Annotated in this window: 17 protein-coding genes and 1 pseudogene; 1 reads left to right on the top strand and 17 read right to left on the bottom strand. The window is 45.3% G+C overall.

The genetic code is table 11. The features are described from left to right. Positions 1–2: 2 nt before the first annotated feature. The 17 genes and pseudogenes from GFS24_RS02080 to GFS24_RS02000 all read right to left on the bottom strand — a co-directional run bounded on the left by GFS24_RS02080 (position 3) and on the right by GFS24_RS02000 (position 18,334). The gene (locus GFS24_RS02080) at positions 3–1,388 is read right to left on the bottom strand and encodes an undecaprenyl-phosphate glucose phosphotransferase (protein ID WP_153657913.1); all 1,386 of its coding nucleotides are present in this window, start codon (positions 1,386–1,388) and stop codon (positions 3–5) included. 6 nt (positions 1,389–1,394) lie between these two features. Next, complete coding sequence (locus tag GFS24_RS02075) at positions 1,395–2,639, bottom strand: WcaI family glycosyltransferase (protein WP_153657912.1); 1,245 nt, start codon at positions 2,637–2,639, stop codon at positions 1,395–1,397. Beyond that, complete coding sequence (locus GFS24_RS02070) at positions 2,636–3,181, bottom strand: WcaF family extracellular polysaccharide biosynthesis acetyltransferase (RefSeq protein ID WP_153657911.1); 546 nt, start codon at positions 3,179–3,181, stop codon at positions 2,636–2,638. Before GFS24_RS02070 ends, GFS24_RS02075 begins: the two co-directional genes overlap by 4 nt. A gap of 3 nt (positions 3,182–3,184) precedes the next feature. Next, positions 3,185–4,084, bottom strand: coding sequence for a glycosyltransferase family 2 protein (locus GFS24_RS02065; protein WP_153657910.1), 900 nt, complete (start codon positions 4,082–4,084; stop codon positions 3,185–3,187). After that, complete coding sequence (locus tag GFS24_RS02060) at positions 4,084–5,214, bottom strand: XrtY-associated glycosyltransferase XYAG1 (RefSeq protein WP_153657909.1); 1,131 nt, start codon at positions 5,212–5,214, stop codon at positions 4,084–4,086. The genes GFS24_RS02065 and GFS24_RS02060 overlap by 1 nt, the downstream gene beginning before the upstream one ends. Positions 5,215–5,219: 5 nt before the next feature. Beyond that, positions 5,220–6,005, bottom strand: a complete 786-nt coding sequence (locus tag GFS24_RS02055; RefSeq protein WP_173002941.1) for a glycosyltransferase family 2 protein — start codon at positions 6,003–6,005, stop codon at positions 5,220–5,222. 37 nt (positions 6,006–6,042) lie between these two features. Continuing rightward, positions 6,043–6,180: pseudogene (locus GFS24_RS29400) on the bottom strand (DapH/DapD/GlmU-related protein); the annotation flags it as partial. Between the two features lie 462 nt (positions 6,181–6,642). Then, positions 6,643–7,839 carry a hypothetical protein gene (locus GFS24_RS02045; protein WP_153657907.1) on the bottom strand — a complete coding sequence of 399 codons (1,197 nt, stop codon included), beginning with the start codon at positions 7,837–7,839 and terminating at the stop codon, positions 6,643–6,645. A 32-nt stretch (positions 7,840–7,871) separates the two neighbouring features. After that, positions 7,872–9,005 (bottom strand): glycosyltransferase family 4 protein, encoded by a 1,134-nt coding sequence (locus GFS24_RS02040; protein ID WP_153657906.1) that lies wholly within the window; start codon positions 9,003–9,005, stop codon positions 7,872–7,874. A 4-nt stretch (positions 9,006–9,009) separates the two neighbouring features. Then, on the bottom strand, positions 9,010–10,560 hold the full coding sequence (locus GFS24_RS02035; RefSeq protein ID WP_153657905.1) for a lipopolysaccharide biosynthesis protein: 1,551 nt from the start codon (positions 10,558–10,560) through the stop codon (positions 9,010–9,012). 5 nt (positions 10,561–10,565) lie between these two features. Continuing rightward, entirely contained in the window at positions 10,566–11,663 is a 1,098-nt protein-coding gene (gmd, locus tag GFS24_RS02030) for a GDP-mannose 4,6-dehydratase (RefSeq protein ID WP_153657904.1), read from the bottom strand. A 29-nt stretch (positions 11,664–11,692) separates the two neighbouring features. Next, positions 11,693–12,643 (bottom strand): GDP-L-fucose synthase, encoded by a 951-nt coding sequence (locus tag GFS24_RS02025; protein ID WP_153657903.1) that lies wholly within the window; start codon positions 12,641–12,643, stop codon positions 11,693–11,695. 2 nt (positions 12,644–12,645) lie between these two features. Further along, positions 12,646–13,665 carry a mannose-1-phosphate guanylyltransferase gene (locus GFS24_RS02020; RefSeq protein WP_153657902.1) on the bottom strand — a complete coding sequence of 340 codons (1,020 nt, stop codon included), beginning with the start codon at positions 13,663–13,665 and terminating at the stop codon, positions 12,646–12,648. A gap of 8 nt (positions 13,666–13,673) precedes the next feature. Beyond that, positions 13,674–14,201 (bottom strand): UpxY family transcription antiterminator, encoded by a 528-nt coding sequence (locus GFS24_RS02015; RefSeq protein ID WP_153657901.1) that lies wholly within the window; start codon positions 14,199–14,201, stop codon positions 13,674–13,676. A gap of 133 nt (positions 14,202–14,334) precedes the next feature. Next, positions 14,335–16,683 carry a polysaccharide biosynthesis tyrosine autokinase gene (locus GFS24_RS02010; protein ID WP_153657900.1) on the bottom strand — a complete coding sequence of 783 codons (2,349 nt, stop codon included), beginning with the start codon at positions 16,681–16,683 and terminating at the stop codon, positions 14,335–14,337. A 7-nt stretch (positions 16,684–16,690) separates the two neighbouring features. Next, positions 16,691–17,515 (bottom strand): polysaccharide biosynthesis/export family protein, encoded by an 825-nt coding sequence (locus GFS24_RS02005; RefSeq protein WP_153657899.1) that lies wholly within the window; start codon positions 17,513–17,515, stop codon positions 16,691–16,693. Positions 17,516–17,659: 144 nt separating this feature from the next. Beyond that, positions 17,660–18,334 carry a response regulator transcription factor gene (locus GFS24_RS02000; RefSeq protein ID WP_153657898.1) on the bottom strand — a complete coding sequence of 225 codons (675 nt, stop codon included), beginning with the start codon at positions 18,332–18,334 and terminating at the stop codon, positions 17,660–17,662. Positions 18,335–18,687: 353 nt separating this feature from the next. Between GFS24_RS02000 and GFS24_RS01995 the strand changes: the two genes are divergently transcribed. After that, positions 18,688–19,761, top strand: coding sequence for a sensor histidine kinase KdpD (locus GFS24_RS01995; RefSeq protein WP_153657897.1), 1,074 nt, complete (start codon positions 18,688–18,690; stop codon positions 19,759–19,761). Positions 19,762–19,773 lie beyond the last annotated feature (12 nt).

Genomic DNA, 19,773 nt, shown 5'->3' with positions numbered 1-19,773 from the left:
GATCAGAACGCATTTTTCTCTCCTCTTATCGTATTCGCTACGGTTAAAAATATGATACGCAGATCCAGGTATACAGACCAGTTTTCCATGTACCAGATGTCGTATTCCACGCGCCTGCGTAATTGCAGGTCTTCTGTGATCTCACCACGGAAACCATTTACCTGGGCCCATCCGCTGATGCCCGGTTTCAGGAAGTGGCGGATCATGTATTGCTGAATGATACGTGAATATTCTTCTGTGTGTTTCAACATATGTGGTCTTGGGCCGATGATAGACATATCACCCAGGAGCACATTCAGGAACTGAGGCATCTCGTCCAGGTTGGTTTTCCTTAATATGCGGCCTATCCTTGTAAATCGGCTGTCGTTCCGCGTGGCCTGTTTGGCATTCGCATCTTTGTTCACATACATGCTCCGTAATTTCAGGCAGCGGAAAGTTTTATTATTCCTGCCGGTACGGTGCTGGATAAAGAACACCGGGCCTTTTGATTCCAGGCGGATCAATAAAGCCAGCAGGGGGATCAGCCAGCTTAAGATGAACACTACTACTATCGAACTGAATAACAGGTCGAAGAGGCGTTTCCGGATGCGGTTGGCAATATCGTCCAGTGGTTCAGAACGCAGAGAGATGATGGGCATGTTGTGGAAATAGTCCACATAGATCTGCCGGTTCACAAACATCTTGAAATCCGGCACAAACCGGAAGTGGATGAAGTGCTGCTCTGCTTCATATGCCAGCGTGTACAGATACGGAAACTGTTCAGGTGATAAAGTGGAATAGATCTCCCGGATATTATTGGATTTGGCATACGGCACACAATCTTTCAAATCTCCTATCACAGGGTAGTAGGACAGCTCCTGCACTTTGTTGTACTCTTCAAAATAACCTTCAAATTTCAGGTTGCTTTTTTCTGCGAGTAAATTATCTGCCAGTTTCTTGGATGTTTCATTGTATCCCAATATCACCATCTTGCGTTCGATGTCCTTACTCTTAAGGATAGAGTTCGTTACCCAGTAAAAGATCAGGCGGTTCACTACTACTGCTGCCACAAACAACAAACAGTACATGATCACAAAAAAGCGGGAGTACAAGTGCCCGTATAAAAAGAGGAACAGCAGCACCATCACGAAATACATCAGCAGTCCATGGACAGTTTTCCTGGCCATCCGCTCATAGGACAATTGCTGGCTTACTGCGTAGATACCTGTAGTGTACAAGGCAATGGCCCATGCCACATTAGAGATCAGCAGAAAGGCATCTGCGCCGGAATGTTCCTGCAGATCATACTGCCGCCAGTTGAAACCTGCAATGAAGAAGATCGCATTGAGGAAGATGAAGTCCACCACAATGATCTGGATCAGGAATATTTTTAAATATCGGTTTAACATAATAGTTTAATAATTGCGGATAACTACATACTCTTCAAACCTGCGCATCACTCTGCCAATGGACAAATGTTCTGCCGCATAAGCACGTGCCTGCTGTGTCACTTCTTCCACGGCTTCTTTACCTACAGCCAAACGGATACCTTCATTCAATGCTTCCTGGTCTTCTGCATTCACTACCAGCCCTATCCTGTGTTGCTGCACCAAGGTGTGCAAACCAGATCCGGGATTAGCCGTGATCAAAGCCATGCCGCCTACCGCCAATATTGTAGTGAGTTTGGAAGGCATCACCAGATCGCTGGCGCTGGCTTTCTGGATCACGAGGTGTACATCTGCCATATTCAGGAAGCGGTTGAAGGTTTCAAATGATTGCAGGGGTAGAAAGATCACCTGCTGTAAGCCCATCTTTTCTGCCTGTTCCTGTAATTGTACTTTGTAAGGTCCGGAGCCGCAGATCAGGAACTTCAGGTCTTTCCGGTCCTGCATGGCCTGTGCGGCATACAGGATGGATTCCAACCCTTGTTTTTCTCCGATTGCGCCAGAGTATAACAATACCTTATCCGTAGCAGCGAAACCATATTCCAGTTTCAATGCGGCCTTATCTTCCAGCGGATGGAACAGAGCAGTGTCTACCCAGTTGGGGAAAAAGAAAATATCTTTCTGTGCCTTCTCTCCTATCTTCTGCATCATGCCGTCTGAAATACTGCTGACGATGTCCGCTTGTTTTAAAATATACTTTTCTACCCCCAACAGCATATTGATGGCGCGTGGAGAACGGATCATCTGCAGGTCCCTCGCTGCTTCTATCTGCATGTCCTGGATGTGATAGAGGAATTTTGCTCCGCGGAGTTTTTTATATAATACTGCCAGCAGGCCTAATTGAAAAGAGGGCACTACGGTGATCACCACATCATATTTTTTGGCGGGGATCAGTTGCAGGAGTTTGAAGAAAGCAGATACGCAAAAAGAAAGGTCCAGCAGGATGCGTTTTTTGCCGGATGGTTTTGCCGGAATATATTGAGGACAACGGTAGATCTTCAACTTGCCATCCCTTTGGATTTCCTTCTTATACCAGGACCTGTTGCGGTGGTATGGTTGCTGTACTTCCCATTGCGGATAATAAGGGTAGGAAGTGATGACGGTACATTCATACCCGTTATCCACGAGCCAGTTGATCATCTCCCCGTTATACTTCCCGATGCCGGTTGGCTCCGGTGCAAAATTCCCGCCTATTAATAATAACCGTTTACTCATTTCATGTTTCTTTTACGTACAAAAGCGGCAGGATTCCCTGAATAGATCTGCCAGGCATCCATGTTCTTTGTGGCTACAGAATTAACCGTGAGGATAGCATGGGAGCTACAGGTAACACCGGGGCATACCACAGATTCTGCTCCTATCCAGGCCCCATCTTCTATCCTGATCTTACCGAGGCGGTAAGGAAAATCTGGCAGCGTGTAATCATGGTTGCCGGTGAGTAATAACACCCCTTGTGAAAGGCATACATGATCTCCTATGGTTACATCTTCCAGGTTATCTATCCATACCGATTCCCCGATCCAGCAATGCGCTCCTATTTCCAGCCGCCAGGGATTCTTGATCCGCACTTTTGTTTTGATCACCAGGCCTTTGCCTACTTTGGCACCGAACAGCTGCAGCAGCTTTCTTTTAAAGCCGTAGGGCCATGGCAGCGCACTGTTGAAAATGTAATAGTTTACAAAATACCAGGTGAGTACTTTCCATTTCGGCCCTGCGTTATAATTGCCTACGGTGAATGTTGACAGGTCTGTTCTCATGGCTTAAAGGGAAATGTTATAATCTGATCTTAGTAATGCTTTTAGTCTTTCCTTGCTGGTATCCCCGTTCAGTTTATCCTCAAACTCCTTCATGTTCACATCTACCAGTAAACGGTACCAGTAACCCTGCATGAAATGGAAAATAAAACCCTTGTATCCATCCATGAAACCAAAACGCAGGAAGTAACGAAAGAAGAAATACATGGAAGCCCTTGCGCCGGGAGAAAGTGCGGCATATACTTTCTCTTTTAGAAAGCGCTTGCGCTTAGCCTGTGAACTTTCGCTGGTGAGCAGCCGTGCATCTGTTTCCAGGAAGCCGTATTTGATGTTCAGCAGGTCTACCATTTCACGGATCGCGTAATTGTTATGTTTGTTCACCCACCAGTGAATAGAATTCAGGTTATGGTCTACAATGTGTTCTTTAAATAACATCGTATCTCCGCCGGATAATACAATATGTTCATCCATCCAGCGTTGTTCAATACTCCCCTGTGCATTACGCCAGATGCGTAATAAAGTATGCGGGTAGAAACCGCCGTAGCGGATCCATTTATCTTTGAAGAACACTTTTCTGCGGATATAAATACCTGTTACGGTATCCGGTATGGTAGCGTTTTCAATTTCTTTGATCAATGCAGGTTCCAGGTATTCATCTGCATCCATGCGCATCACCCAGGGAGTGGTGATACCACAATTCTCCAATGCCCACTGGAACTGATCTGCGTAGTTCAGCCATTTACGGGTAAAGACCTTTGCCCCATATTGTTCTGCGATCGCTACGGTATCGTCTGTAGAAAATGCGTCTATGATATAGATATCGTCTGACACCTGCCGCATACTGTCCAGACAGCGGCCGATGTGTTTTGATTCATTATAAGTAAGGATAACGACTGCGATCTTCATTAGCTTAATTGCTTGTACATGGTTACGTAATCTGTAGCCAGTTTTGTTTCATTAAAATCATGATAGATGATAGGGCCTGCATCTTTGCGGATGCGTTTGCGTTCTTCCCAGCTGCTGTAAGCAGTTGTTAACTGTGCTCTCACCTCTTCCACATCGTCAATGCCGGTGATCCATCCCAGGCGGTTCTCATTCACATACTTTGATAAACCCACATGTTCACTCAGTAATACCGGTGTACCTACTGCCAGTGATTCCACTACTACCAGCGCAAAGTTTTCATTGTGAGAAGTGAGGGCAAAGAGATCAGACTCGGCCAGGAAGGAAAATTTATCCTCGTTGTTCTTCCAGCCGGCCCATTCTACTTTATCTTCCATTTCAAGGTCTGCCACTATCTGGGAGAGTTCTCTCAGATAAGCTTCTTCTCCTGATCCGCCTATCTGCAGCTTGTAGGAGAAAGGCACTTTAGAGAGGGCATGTAATAAGATGTCCAGTCCTTTCTTTGGATCTATGCGCGAGAGAAAACTGATGGTAAAGTCGGTGTTTTCTTTTCTTAAAAAGTTACCTGCAGGTAGGTCTACCAGGTTAAAAATGAGATCGCCCTTCCACTTTTTATTCACCTGCAAACATTCCTTCCATTCCATAGGAGAAGAAACATGCAGGTGGGTTTTAGATAAGAGGTATTTACCAAATACTTGGTGCATGATCTTTTTCTTCAACTGGTTCCTGCTGTTGAAAACGTAATCACACATCATGCCGTGAGGGCTCAATACGGGCTTCACACCTCTCATGGTACAGATCAGGGAAGCCCCCATTACCAGGAAGTTCCACCAGGAATGGATATGTACGGCATCGAATTTCTTTACGGTGAGCCAGGTTTTGCACCAGAGTGCCGGAGAAACATGCGTATGATCTTTCGTGATCCTTTTAAAGTAACATACTTTCACGCCATCCATCATCACCGGTTTGTCCAGCGGCACGCCCAGTTCTGTTTTACCATTTGCCGTGGTGGTATATACCGTTACCTCATGCCCTATGGTTACCAGGCGCTCAGCTAACCTGGCGATGGTTACAATAGGACCGCCATAGATGTATGCCGGTTTGTAAGAGGGAACTATAAAAAGGATCTTCATCGGGTTTAAAATTTTGTGCCTTTGTACGTGAGCTTTTTATAAATGCCTTTCACGTTCACTACCTTGGCCACCAGTTCATAGAAATACGTAGCAACAGAAGCGCTGCCCAGGTTAAATTCCTCCATCATGCGGTGATGTTCTGTTACCATTTTATCTGTTACGGATACAGAGAAGGAATTACCATGCAAACGGTATTCGCCCAATGGGAAAGGAACATATCCTTTGATCACACCGGGGTCCAGGCAAACAGACAAGAGGAACTTGGAGTCTGCCACATACTTGAGGGATTTATCAAATCCGCCGTTGCGGTCATAGATCTCTCTTGTCCAGAAGGAGCTTTGCTGTGCAAATGGCACCCGCTTGATACTACGGATGGCTTTATGGTTAAAGTTCACACCTTTGTAGGAGAAGATGATATTGCCGGTTTCATTGATGTAGTTCACATCTCCGAACACGATATCACATTGTTCTTCTTCAAACTTCTTTACTACCTTTTCCAGCGCATAGGGCAGCAGGCGATCGTCTGCATTGATATAACAGAGGTAATCGCCATTGGCTTTGTTAAATCCTTTTCTCAGGGCATCATACATGCCTTCATCTTTTTCAGAGATCAGCACATCTATCAGCCCTCTTTTCTTTTCGAGTATTTCCATGGTGTTGTCTGAGGAAGCCCCATCCACCACGATCACTTCATAATTTGAGTAAGTCTGGCCCAGTATGCTATCCAGCGTTTCCTGGATGTATTCCTGCCCGTTGTAAACGGGAATAACGATTGACACTAATTTTGACATACGGCGCTTATTGGTTTCTGAATTTTTTAATGGTGGCCGGATTGCCTGCCACAATCGCATATTCCGGTACATCTTTCGTGACTACGGAACCTGCTCCTATAATGGAATGTGAACCCACATGTACACCAGGCAGGATGATCACTCTTGTACCTATCCACACATCATCTCCTATCACTACCGGCCGGCGGGGAGTTGCTCCCTGTTCCCGCATAGGAATATCAATGCGTTCAAAATTATGGCCACCGGAGAGGATGCTTACATCAGGGCCAAACATCACATCGCTGCCGATGATAGTATCATTGCCTATCCAGCAGTTGGTATTAAGGCCGGTGTAGTCACCTATCTCTACGTTTTTACCACTGCCGAAATGTACATTCTTACCGATCTTGATATGTTTGCCTGCGCGGAGGATAATGCGGGAAGCCAGGAAGGTGCGGAAAGAAACACATAAGCTGCCGATGGGCCTTGGAGGGTCCGGCAGCCAAATGGCGATGCTGTAGTAGAGATAGAGTAAGAAACTTTTATACAGGGAAATATTAGACCTGCGTAAAAAGTAAAGGGGATTATCCTTGTACATTTTCACCTTGCCTGTTCTGGCATCTGTTTTCTCCTGGAATAATTGTTGTGTTCCCATAAATTAGTTATTGGAAAGCGCCCATTCTGGTGGTGCTGACGTTTCTGTTAGTTCATAATAAGAAGTGAGCAGTATGGCTGCAATGCCCGGTACATACAACCGCAGGTGCTGGAAAGGTGAGAACAGGAAGGTCCATATAAGCCCTATGGTCATTAGTACCAGCACGGGGTATAATGCCATTTCCTGTCCGTTGCGGATGATAAAAAATCCCATTTTCATCAGCAGCCAGAAGAGGTAACAGGTGGCAATGAATCCCCCGATCCCCCAGTTCACCCAGGCCCCCATCAATATGGAATGGCTGGGTACGAGGTGATCTATCTCCTTAGCGTTCTGCAGGTTCATATCTTCATCGTGATAAGCCAGCAGGATCACATAATACTTCAATGTTTTATCCGGTGCCCAGGAGCCGTGGCCAAAAATGGGCTGGTCTGCAATAGCAGCGCCTGCAGCAAAAGTTTCCGCACGGCCCGTCATCAGCAAGCCGAGTGGGTTGTATGGATTATCTAACCGTTGTAATTGTTCCCGGGAATGGTCTCCTCCTATTTCCCCATCCAGTACTGCCTTTACATAAAAGAAGTAACAGATCTGGAAAAGGATAGCGGCGAGCACAGAAAAGAGGATGATCTTCTGGCGGGAAATGGAGATGTCGTTATTCAGGAAATAAATGATAGCCGCGCCAATAAAAAAGATCACACCGGTGGAACGGGAATCCATGGCAAAACACAACAGGGCGAAACCTATCATGGAAGACAATGCCAGTTTCGTTTCTCCGCGCTGATAAAGGTAGTATATCAGGAGGTACATGGCATTGGTTAAGATCGGAGCTATTTTGAACTTAAAATAACTCATGTCAGAATCCACCACATCATCTGTGTAAATGATGTTCTTGATCATGGTCATGAAAATGAAGAATAATATCGCTGAGGGTTCATTCAATGTTTTGAATAAAAAGATAAAGGACAACATGGCGAGGATGGTACCTGCCCAGCCACGGAGATAATTCTGCGGTGTGCTGTGTACTACCAGGAGGTCCGTGATCACCTGGAACATCAGGAGCAGCAGTAGGGCTGCCAGCATTTTCTTCAGGTAAGGGTATTCTTTCAGGTCGCTGGGTTGGTAGGTGAAGGGCATGGCCAGGATCACCATCAGCTCATTCAGCCATAGTTGTCCTACTAAGTTTACTTTTAAAGTACTTAGCATAGTATATAAAAAAACGCCCGTCTTCTTCAGGTTCATTGCGGTGTCAATTGTGCGTTAATTATTGCTGCTATCCTTCTGCGGTTCACTGTTGTGCTGTATTCCTGCATAAAGTCCTGGCGGAGTAAAGTACCCAGGCCCTTGCCGTTAAAGTTGAGCAGTGCTTGCTTAAAACTATCCGGCGTGTTGGCGATAATGAAATTATCACTCCTTACACCTTCCACTCCTTTCGCGGTACTGATCACCGGTGTTCTGAGAGCCATAGCTTCGAGGCATTTTAAGCGGGTGCCGCTGCCATGCAGTAAGGGAATGATCACGCCGCTGGCCATGCCAATGAACGGTTTCACATCGGCTACCGTCCCTACTGCTTTAATATTATTCCATTCATCACTGCCTTTGAGCTGCCTTAATGCTTCTTTTGAATTCCTGCCTACCAGCAGCAACTGGTACTTTGCAGCTATTTCATCGTTCCATACATTCTCTACAAACCATTTCAATCCTTCATAATTCATGAACATGGAAAAATTGGCTGTCATCACCAATACATGCGGATCACTTACAATTTCCGTTTCATATTCTCTTTCATCCAGGAAGTTGGGGATCACAAAAAGTTTGGAGGAATCTATGAATTTTTTGTGATACGCTTTATCCACTTCACTTACCACCAATACAGCTGCTGCCTGGTTGAAATATTTCCTTTCGTGCATTTTCTCTATCGCTACCTGCTGCGATCTTCTCAGTTTTCTCACCAATCCTTTTGCAGGTATTTGCTGTGTATGTAATGCCTGTGCATTGTGCGTACCCAGGATCACGGGGATACACCGGTCCCTGAAATACCTGATGTATTGCCCTAAGTGGCCATAGTCCAGGAAAGCGAGGTCTATCTTTGTGCTGTTGCAGATGTTTTCAAATATTTGCAGTACGGAGGGATTGGCTTTAAAATGATGCCGGCCTGTTAAGCGATCAGCCATACCCACTTTTACCTGGTGGATAAAATATTCCACGCCTTCTATCTGATAATCCTTCAGCTTTACCTTTTCCACATTACAGATGATCGCAAATACACGATGTCCCAGATCCGCCAGTACCTTCATCAGGTAATAGCTGCGGATCCTCTCCCCGCCGTTTTGCGGGAATGGAGAAACATGTGTAAAGAATAGGATGTTCATCTGTTTAATTTGCTTTGGGTATAACCAGCCGCGGATGTAGTTTAGCTATTACTTTAAAAATGATCCCTTCCAGTTTTTCCTTTTCATAAGGTGTTAAACCCATGAGGCGGATGAACAATGTGAGGGTGGCTACTGTGATCATGCCGGTACATAACAGGCGGGCAAATCCTTCTTCCATAAAGTAGTAAGGGATCAATGCTGCCAGTGCGGAGAATCCTACAGGCACCATCGCACTCCATACTACTCTTTGCAGGAAAACACCAACGGACATACCTGTATGCCGTTTTGCCGCGAAGATCCTGTAAGCAGTGATCACACATTCAAGGAAAATGCTCAGCACTAATACGGAAGCTGGTGGCCATCCTGCTTTCAGCAATAAGTAGGCACCCGGCAGGTTCAGCAAAAGCAAAATGCTCATGATCACCTGGTAGGTTCCTATCCTGCCAACAGCATGTACTGCCATCTGCAAACCGGCAGACAGCTGGTAAGCCAGCGATGCAATAATGATCAGCCGGCAAAAGATGACCGTATGTTCCGGGATGGTGTTCAACCAGAGTTTTAATACAAAAGGCATTTCTATGAGTGCGGGGATGGCAAAAAAAGCCATCAGGTAAAAAGAGAATTTGCAAGCCATCAGGGACAACATGATCATCCTTTCCCGGTTACCGCTCCCTTCACTTTTCACCAACTGCGGATTAAGGGACTGCAACATGGTGACTGCAAAAAAACTCAGCTGTGCATTTACCTGGTTGGCAATCCCAAAAGCGGCATTGATCACTGTGCCAAAGAATACATTCAGGATCATGGCCACCCCCTGTGTTTTAGCGATCACACCGGAAGCACCTACCATGCCCCAGCCAGAATAGGCAAACATTTCTTTCAACAGTTTGCCGTCAAAATCCCGGATGTTTATTTTACTTTCTTTATAGTGCAGTGCGCAATACACTCTCTTTGCTATTAACAGCACTACTGTGAGCAATACGAGTACTCCACAATAGAGGATGAGCTTATCAGCTGCTGCATATTGCAGGCAGATGGCAATACTCAGCCTCACCACAGATTCCAGGATGCCTAATATGGCCACGAAGAACATGTTCTCATGGGTATTAATAATGGCATCATAAGGAACAGATATAATGACGAAGAAAGCGCTCAGTGTCATGAAATGAAAAATGATCTTAGCAGCGGGTAATCTTTCTACGGGGATGTTCAGCACGTTATTAAACAGGTAAATGCCTGCTATTTCCAGCAGGCCTACTACCACAATGCCGATCACCAGGTGCAGCCATACGCTTGAGTTAAAGGCAGTTTTCAGTTTCCCCTCATCTCCTGCTCCCAGGAAGAAAGACATATAACGCTGGGTGCTCAGGGTCATGGAGCTGTTCAAAAAGGACAACATGGCCACGATACCACTCACCAGGTTAAAGATGCCGTAGTCTTCCACACCCAATGCGTTCAGCACCAGGCGCGTTGCATACAATGCAATGAACATGGAGATCAGCATCTTCCCGTATAGGAACCCTGTGTTTAAAACTACCCTGTTGGCTGCCTGCATAAAATTTACCCGATCATATGTTCAAACTGCGCTACGCCTTTTTTACGGAACACTTCTATATCTGCTGCTACCATTTCTTTTACGAGGGCAGGCAGATCGTATTTAGGTTCCCAGCCCAGCACTGTTTTTGATTTGGTAGGATCACCTATCAGCAATTCTACTTCTGTAGGACGGAAATAAGCAGCGTCTACTGCTACTACTTCTTTTCCTACAGGGAGGATGTATTCTTTATTGCGACAGGCGGAAACAACACCTACTTCTTCCACACCTTCTCCTATGAATTCCAGTTCAATACCCAGTTCATCAAATGCCATACGTACAAAATCACGTACGGTGGTGGTTACGCCGGTAGCAATTACATAATCATCTGCTTTATCCTGTTGCAGGATGCGCCACATGGCTTCTACGTAATCTTTTGCATGGCCCCAGTCCCTGCGTGCATCGAGGTTACCGAGGTATAATTTATCCTGGAGGTCCAGCACGATAGCCGCTGCAGCACGTGTGATCTTACGGGTTACGAAAGTTTCACCGCGTAAAGGGCTTTCGTGGTTGAAGAGGATACCGTTGCAGGCAAACATATTATAAGCTTCCCGGTAGTTAACGGTGATCCAGTACGCATAGAGTTTTGCTACGGCATAAGGGCTTCTTGGATAGAAAGGTGTGCTTTCTTTTTGTGGTACTTCCTGTACCAGGCCGTAAAGTTCTGAGGTGCTGGCCTGGTATACCCTTGTTTTATTTTCCAGCTTCAGGATGCGCAGGGCTTCCAGGATGCGGAGGGTACCAATGCCATCTGCATTGGCCGTATACTCTGGTGTATCAAAGCTCACCTTCACATGACTCATCGCGGCCAGGTTATATATTTCATCCGGTTGTGTTTCCTGAATGATGCGGATAATGTTGGTACTGTCTGTCATATCTCCGTAGTGTAAACGGAAGCGGACATCCTCGCTGTGGGGGTCTTGATACAGGTGATCTATCCGTTCTGTGTTGATCAGGGACGCGCGGCGTTTTACGCCATGTACCATATATCCTTTTTCTAACAGTAATTCCGCCAGGTAAGCACCATCCTGTCCATTCACGCCAGTAATTAAAGCAACTTTCATTTGATTGTTTTTTAGAAGTGTTATAAGTATTATCCGATCGCGTTCAAGACGGAAAATTGTTTCTTTACAAAATCGCTGTAAGCGAGGGCGAGTCCTGTTTTCAGGTCTGTTTTATGCTGCCAGCCCAGCTGGTGCAGTTTGGAAACATCCATGAGCTTACGTGGGGTGCCATCTGGTTTGGAGGCATCAAATACGATCTCCCCTTCGTAGCTGGTTACTTCTTTTACTGCTTCTGCCAGTTCCCGGATGCTGAGGTCTTCTCCTGTTCCGATGTTCACCAGCTCCCTGCCATCATATTCCTCCATGAGGAATACACAGGCATCTGCGAGATCGTCTGCAAAAAGGAATTCGCGTTTGGGTGTACCACTGCCCCACACGGTTACGGTTTCTTTATTATTCGTGTGGGCTTCGTAGAACCTGCGGATCAGGGCAGGTAATACATGAGAATTTTCAGGATGGTAATTATCGCCGATGCCGTAGAGATTGGTTGGCATCACACTGATAAAGTTGCAACCATACTGATCCCGGTATGCTTCACATAATTTAATGCCCGCAATTTTGGCAATCGCATAAGGTTCATTGGTGGCTTCCAGCGGTCCGGTGAGCAGGCTGCTTTCTTCCAAAGGTTGTGGCGCCATCCGCGGGTAGATACAGGAACTGCCGAGGAACATCAGTTTGGCTACCTTGTGTTTCCATGCGGCATGAATGATATTGGAAGCGATCATGAGGTTATCGTAGAGGAATTCTGCCCTGTAAGTATTGTTAGCGTGAATACCCCCTACTTTGGCTGCAGCCAGGAATACATAATCCGGCTGCTCCTCTGCAAAGAAAGCCTCCACCTCTGCCTGTGAGCGGAGGTCCAGTTCTCCTGAAGTACGCAGTACAATGTTCTGATACCCCAGTGCTATTAACTTTCTTTTAATGGCGCCGCCTACCATTCCACGGTGCCCAGCTATGTAAATTTTATCTGTCAGTTTCATTTTTATAATAATTCCGGGCGGTTCTCTTTCACCCATTGATGTAATTGTTTTATCTCCTGGCCTTTTCCTTTCTGCATGATGAGCAAAACGCCTGGTGTATCTACTACTACCATGTTCTCTACCCCTACCAGCGCTACCAGTTTTTCTTTTCCGATCACCATACTGTTCTGCGGATTACTGTTGATGAAAACTGCCTGGTGATTGCTGTACTGGTAATGATTCGTTAAAGCATCAGACAGGGCTTCGTAGCTGCCTACATCGCTCCATTGCATATAACTCGGCACTACTTTCACACGTTTACTTTTTTCCATCACGGCGTAGTCTATGCTATCAGATGGAATGGCTTCCATGGTGCTTTGAGAAAGTTTGCCGGTCTGCAGCCATTCTTCTGCAGCAATGGCAGCAGCTTTATAAATGGCTGGTGCATATTGTTGCAGTTCTTCCAGCATCACCCCTGCTTTGCAACAGAAGATGCCACTGTTCCAGAGATGATCTCCGCTTTGCAATAACAATGTGGCAGTGGGTAGATCAGGTTTTTCCACGAAGCGTAATACATCGTACCCTTTGTATTGTATGTAGCCGTAACCCGTTTCCGGATAGTTAGGTTGTAAGCCAATGGTCACCACGTTATCTGCTTCTGCCAGTTCACGGGCAGTAGCAATTGTTTGTGCATAGAGGTCTGGTGTACCTATGAGATGATCAGCGGGTGTGATGAGTAAAACCGTTTCAGAAGCTGAAACAAATGCGGCCAAAGCAATGGCGGCAGCGGTGTTACGGCCAACCGGTTCTGCCAGCAGCACAGGGTTCTCTGCACCGGCTTCCTGTAATTGCGTGGCGATCATGTTTTGCTGTTGGGCATTCATGATGGCCATTATATGGGTACAGGCAATTTTATTTCGCTGGTAAGTGAGTTGCAATAAACTACGGTCTTCAAACAAAGGCAACAGCTGTTTAGGCGTTTGCTGGTTAGACAGTGGCCATAGCCGGGTGCCGGACCCGCCACAAAGTAAGATATGATGCATGGGTTAAATTATATGTAAGGTTGTTCCAACGCCTCATCCACGGTTACTACTTCTTCCATGGCAATGGTGGCTATCATCGCATAACCGAGGCTGGACAGTACGGCTTTCACTTTATTCCTGCTCACTTCAATGATCCTGCCACGGTGATGAATGAAAGGCCCTGCAGTGATCTCCACCAGGTCGTTCTGCCGGATGGGCACTTTTTCCAGGGTCACATTTTTGTGTTCGCGCAGGAAACGTTGGATGAGGTCAATTTCTGCATCCTGGATCACGGCAGGTTTGCCGAGCCAGTATACAAAATTCACCACACCTTCCACTTCTCTTACTACCTGTTTCATGCGTTCCGGAATACGTACGAATACGTAAGAAGAGAACAAAGGTTCTGCCACGATCTTCCGCCGGTCGCTCCAACGTTTTTCCACCTGATTTAACGGGCAGTAGCTTTCTATTTGCTTGCGCGTTAGAATTTCCGCTACTTTTTTCTCCGCTCTTGACCTGGTGTACAATGCGTACCAGGCATGCATTTCTTGTTGCATAAAGGTTTCATTTTTGGTTAACGAATAGTTGGTTTTCTTAACGCGGACGTTACAAGGACAGTAACCAAATTGCAGGCACAGCTTCGCCTCCTCAGTCACATGAGTATGGATTCCACAGCTATACGGCAGCCGTTTAAATATTGAAAATATTCTTGATGAACCGTTTACGTTTACCGTTCTTTTTAGGTTCATCCACATAACCATATCCGTAACCATAACCTTGTGCAGATACGCCACGAGGACGTACACCATTAAACACCAGGTTCAGTTTACCCACTTCTTTATTACGATATAATTCGTCTATTAACTTAAGATGCAGCTTAGGTGTAACCTGCTGACGCAGTACATAAAGACAGGCATCTGCAAAAGGCGCCAGCAAACGTGCATCTGTTACAATGCCTACCGGCGCGGTATCGATGATCACATAATCGAACATTGTTTTCAGGTGTGTGAGCATTTCTTCCAGCCTGCCGTTCAGGATCAGTTCTGTTGGGTTAGGCGGGATCACACCGGCTGGTAATACAAAGAGGAAATCATTTCCCGGCACAGGGCGCAGCATATCAGATAAGTTGCCGCGGCCTACGAGGTAATTGGTGATCCCCGGTTCTCTTTCAATACCCAGCATTTTGCTGATCATGGGTTTGCGGAGGTCAAATTCCAGCAGCACCACTTTTTTACGGATCAGTGAAATACTGGCGGCCAGGTTGATGGATACAAAGCTTTTACCTTCCCCTGAAATAGAAGAGGTGATCAGCAGGGTTTTATTATCTCCATTCAGGCCTATATAAGAAAGTGATGTTCTCAGTGAACGGAACTGCTCTGCTACCAGGCTACGTTTACCATCAGCGATCACGATGGATTCTTTGTTATCATCGTACATGATCTCTGCCACGATCGGTGCTGCGGTTGCTTTTTCTATCTCGGCACGTTCCACTATTTCCCTGTTCATCATATCCTTGATGGTGATCACAGCGGCTACTACTACAATGCCGGCTATGATGGCCATGGCCAGTACGGTGGTCTTTTTAGGACTGAAGGGGATGGAGGATGCTTCTGCAGCATCTACAATACGGCTGTCTGAAATAGCAGCTGCATAAGCCAGCGCGGTCTCTTCTCTTTTTTGTAAGAGGAAAGTGTAGATGTTATTCTTGATCTCCCTTTCCCGGCTCACTTCTACCAAAGCCCTTTCTTTTCCGGGTACACTTCTCAGGATACTGGTAAAGCGGTTATTGGATGCTTCCAGCCTCTCTTTACCTGCGTTCAGGTTATTACGGAGACTGTTGATGTTCTCCATGATACTGGGAGTAAGTTTAGCGATCTGGCGGTTCAGGGCGCCGATCACCGGACTGTTCTCTCCGGTTGTTTTCTTCAGGCGCTCGCGTTCCATATCCGTCTCGTACAGTTTTGCTACGAGTTCCATCAATACAGGATCGCTGAGGCCTAAAGTGGCCGGTACAATATTTTCACCCTCTCCTTTTCCGCTTACATATTTTTCAATGGACTCCAGCACAGATAACTGCATGTTGGCTTCACTCATTTTGGAATCATTCTCCTGCACACTTTCCAGGAACAGTTTGCTTTGTTCACCGATATCTACAATACCTTCCCTCTTTTTAAAGCTTTCTACTTTACCTTCCACCTGGTTCAATTCCTGCGAAACGATCCGCAAACGATCATCTACAAAAGACATGGTGCTGGCTGCTACCCTGTTCTTATCTTCAATCGCTGCAGCGTTGTATACCCTGATCAGTTCATTCAGGATGTCTTCTCCTCTTGCAGGTGCAACGTCACTGTATTCCAGTTTGATCACGGTACCCATTTTGGAAACGGGTGATACGGCAAGCCTGCTGAGCAGTACCTGCGTCAGTTGCTTTTCGTCTGTGATCTGGAGGTAATATGTTTTATCGTCTGGCGCAACGCCGGGTTGTGCTTTAATGAGCATTTTACCCCAGGGGCTGGCTACGGTATCATTCAGCCGGTACGTTTTGTTGTATAAGGAAACGGAAGCATTGGCCGCATTATAAACGAATGGCACCATTTCCGGTTTTCCGGGTTTGATCTTTTCCGGTTCCAGGAAGCGGAACTGGAGGGGGGCGTTTTCATAGGCCAGCAGATCATGCACTTTCCCCTTTTGAAATACTTCACCATATAATTGCAGGTTTCTGGCTACCTCGGTAGCCAGTGTACGTGAATAAAGGATCTGCATTTCGTTCTCTATATTCTTATCAGAACCAAAAAGGTCCAGGGAGGCCAGCAGATCTTTTTCTCCCAGTTTCTTTGATTCTTCTTTTACCAGTAAGGTGGCGGATACTTTGTAGGTAGCTGTAGCATAACGCAGGTACACCATGGCAAGCCCTACGCTCAACGCAGCGGCCAATATGAAGAGCGGCCAGTACGACAGATAACGATACCTGATCAGCGCCAGCAGATCTATCTGCTCCTGCGGCTGCTTACGTCTGTTGTTATTGCTGAACTGTTGCATAATTTTTCTATTTCACGATCCGGTCGAGAATAATCACCAGTAAAGACAAACCACCCAGTACCACTGGTATAACGGTGTTTGACTTGCTGGCATTTGCTACTTTGGACTTATTAGGTTCCACGTAAATGACATCATTGGGTTTGAGGAAGTAGTAGGGCGAAGTAAGCATCGCGGCATCGTTGAGGTTAAGCCGTTTTGTAATGCGCTCACCTTCTGTTTCACGGATCAGGAGCACATTGTCCTTCTTGCCATAGATGGTGATGTCGCCTACCATGCCCAGGGCCTCCATGATGGAGATCTTTTCACTGGTTACATTTACTACTGCAGGCTGCGCTACTTCTCCCAATATGGTAACCCTGTAGTTGAGGAAGCGGATGCTGACAACAGGATCTACCAGCAGTTTGCGTTCCGTGAGCTGGTTCTGGATAGTATCTGTCAGTGCTTTCTTTGTAAGCCCTTCTGCTTTCAATGCTCCCAATACCGGGAACTGAATATATCCCTGCTGACTCACGAGGTAACCTGCTACGGGGTTGGACACTGCAACCGGAGCGCTGTGTGCTCCTGCTGCGGATGCGGACGCACCAGGTGAATACGTATTGGGCAGATTATATAATATGGCCTCCTGTGGGTTCATGGCGCTTACATTGATCTGCAGGATGTCGTTCTTTTGAATAACAGGTTCAAAATCTCCTTTCACGCTTGCCAATGTGGTATCATTCACATTATTGAAGTAAGCGGCTTTCTTTGTACTGACACAGGAGAACAACAAACAGCTGAGACTAAGTAATAATGAGGTTTTAATAATAAAGAATGGTTCTCGTTTCGCTCGCATTACATCAATTTAATATTAGCACTTGCATATGGTTATGATCACAGTGCAATATTAAACCAACATAAAAAAATTAAACTTACTCAGAACAGTACAAATAAGAGGATATCAGCGTTTGTTACTACTCATTAAAGTAGTATCGTAATACTACGCGCATTTGTAGTGTAAACAGGATATCAGGAGAAGGGAACAAAACAGGCTGTTGGACCAGATCCTGGAGATCAATTCAGACTTGCTGGCTACATTGAGCTTCTGGTATATTTTCTTTAAGTGCTGATTAATGGTGAATACAGTCACATATAATTTTTCCGCCATCTCTTTGTAAGAATGGCCATCTTTTAATAGTTGTAATAATTCGTATTCTCTTTTAGTTAAACGGTCCTTTACACTTTCAAGGGGATCTTTACTCACATGATCTATCAGCATATGTGCAGCTTTGGGAGATAAGGTGCCTCCCTGGTTGATGGCATCTAATATACTATGATAGATCTCCATCAATCTACTTGTTTTTATAATATATCCACTCGCACCTTTGCGGATGGATTCGATGACGTATTCTTTTCCATCATGCCCGGAGAGCACAATGATCTTTGCATCAGGATAGATGCGTTTCAATTCTTCCATGCCGCTGATGCCGGATTCGCCGGGCAGTGAGATGTCCAGCAAGATCGCTTTTACATCAGGATCCTTGTAGGGCAAGGCTTTGAACTCTTCCATAGAGCGACATGCAAAAACGACTTTACACTCCTGGAAATCTTCTAAGAACTCCTTGTAATTATTAAGTTGAAAATGATTGTCTTCTATTATGCCAATGGTGATCATATAACGGTTAACGTTAAAGTGGTTTTCCTGCCGATATGTTTTGTCTTAACAGTTATCAAATTTAAGTCCAAATCTTGCAAAAAAACGAAAGGTCATTTTAATTTATTGAGAATTGACTAATTACATAGGGGCAAATTTTACTTATCCTAGTAATAAATATACGAAAAACATATTCAATGTAGAAATATATACCAGTATTGTGGAGGACTGTAGCGTAAAAAAAAATATTCCATAAAAAGTGCGGGATACAATCCTTATCTTACCTCTGCCTTTATACATATCCTCGTAATGCAAAGACTTAAGACCAATCCTGCAATTAGCCCCGGCTATATTGAAAAACCGTTAATACTGCGATGAAGTCTCAGCAATATATCAAAGTGAGCCATTTAATGAATGGTATAAAGGAACCCGTATTACTCATAGATCCTTCCGAACTGACCGTACTAAAAGCGAATGATACTGCGGTGGAACTGCTGGGCGGCGGTAAACGCAAAGCCATTACAGGTAAACCGCTGCAAATGCATTACGGCAATGGTCAGCAGCTGCAGGACATGATACTGCCTTCACCGGGAGACTCCTTTATTATTACTACTACGCTCACAGGTAGCAAGATCTTAATAGATTTCAAAGCGAACAGGATCAACATCAACCGTAAACCTTTTCTGCTGGCCATTGGTAAACTCATCGAGAAAAAGCAAACCTTAAAACTGCAGTTGCAGCACCTGGAGAAGGAGAAAGCCCTGCATGAGATGAAGGCCAACTTCATGTCCATGACCTCTCATGAATTCAGGACGCCTTTAACAGCTATTGCTTCCGCAGTGGACCTGCTGGAAGCACGACTGCAAATGGACGGCATGATGAATAGCTTTTATCAGCATAATGTTTCCAAAGTATCCACGGAGGTTTTTAACCTGAACAGTATGCTGGATGAGATCTTAACGCTTAGCAAGATCATGTCCAACAACTACGAAGTGAAGAAGGCGCCGGTGGATGTTATGCAAGTATTAAATTATCTTAAGTTCCAATACTTCTCCGAAAGGAAAGATGAACGAATACTCAACTTGAAGATTTCCGGGGAACCGCGCAAAATATCTGTAGATAAAAATCAACTATCAAAGATACTCACCAACCTCATCAGTAATGCATTTAAGTACTCTGTAAAAAAGAACCCATCCATCCAGTTATCATATCATAAACATAAGCTCGTGATCAAGGTTTTCGACTATGGCATTGGGATTCCGGCTAAAGACATTCCGCATTTGTTCAATTCTTTTTACCGTGGAAGTAATGTAGATCACATCGAAGGAACAGGACTGGGTCTTGCGATTGTAAAAACTTTTACAGAAATGAATAACGGCACAATTGATGTAACAAGCGAAGAGAATAAAGGGACGACTTTCACCCTTTCATTCAGGTATGAACCCTAAGCTAACTAACTA

Source organism: Chitinophaga sp. SYP-B3965, assembly GCF_009647655.1.
GTDB lineage: Bacteria > Bacteroidota > Bacteroidia > Chitinophagales > Chitinophagaceae > Chitinophaga.
Note: the sequence above shows the minus strand (reverse complement) of the source record. Positions and strands in the feature narration are given on the sequence as shown.

Coding starts and splice junctions, on each gene's coding strand:
- GFS24_RS02065 (WP_153657910.1), bottom strand. CDS start 4,084: ATGAAGATCGCAGTCGTTATCCTTACTTATAATGAATCAAAACACATC.
- GFS24_RS02005 (WP_153657899.1), bottom strand. CDS start 17,515: ATGCGAGCGAAACGAGAACCATTCTTTATTATTAAAACCTCATTATTA.
- GFS24_RS02015 (WP_153657901.1), bottom strand. CDS start 14,201: ATGCAACAAGAAATGCATGCCTGGTACGCATTGTACACCAGGTCAAGA.
- GFS24_RS02055 (WP_173002941.1), bottom strand. CDS start 6,005: ATGTCAAAATTAGTGTCAATCGTTATTCCCGTTTACAACGGGCAGGAA.
- GFS24_RS02000 (WP_153657898.1), bottom strand. CDS start 18,334: ATGATCACCATTGGCATAATAGAAGACAATCATTTTCAACTTAATAAT.
- GFS24_RS02080 (WP_153657913.1), bottom strand. CDS start 1,388: ATGTTAAACCGATATTTAAAAATATTCCTGATCCAGATCATTGTGGTG.
- GFS24_RS02035 (WP_153657905.1), bottom strand. CDS start 10,560: ATGCAGGCAGCCAACAGGGTAGTTTTAAACACAGGGTTCCTATACGGG.
- GFS24_RS02020 (WP_153657902.1), bottom strand. CDS start 13,665: ATGCATCATATCTTACTTTGTGGCGGGTCCGGCACCCGGCTATGGCCA.
- GFS24_RS02060 (WP_153657909.1), bottom strand. CDS start 5,214: ATGAAGATCCTTTTTATAGTTCCCTCTTACAAACCGGCATACATCTAT.
- GFS24_RS02070 (WP_153657911.1), bottom strand. CDS start 3,181: ATGAGAACAGACCTGTCAACATTCACCGTAGGCAATTATAACGCAGGG.
- GFS24_RS02025 (WP_153657903.1), bottom strand. CDS start 12,643: ATGAAACTGACAGATAAAATTTACATAGCTGGGCACCGTGGAATGGTA.
- GFS24_RS02040 (WP_153657906.1), bottom strand. CDS start 9,005: ATGAACATCCTATTCTTTACACATGTTTCTCCATTCCCGCAAAACGGC.
- GFS24_RS02010 (WP_153657900.1), bottom strand. CDS start 16,683: ATGCAACAGTTCAGCAATAACAACAGACGTAAGCAGCCGCAGGAGCAG.
- GFS24_RS02045 (WP_153657907.1), bottom strand. CDS start 7,839: ATGCTAAGTACTTTAAAAGTAAACTTAGTAGGACAACTATGGCTGAAT.
- GFS24_RS02075 (WP_153657912.1), bottom strand. CDS start 2,639: ATGAGTAAACGGTTATTATTAATAGGCGGGAATTTTGCACCGGAGCCA.
- gmd (WP_153657904.1), bottom strand. CDS start 11,663: ATGAAAGTTGCTTTAATTACTGGCGTGAATGGACAGGATGGTGCTTAC.
- GFS24_RS01995 (WP_153657897.1), top strand. CDS start 18,688: ATGAAGTCTCAGCAATATATCAAAGTGAGCCATTTAATGAATGGTATA.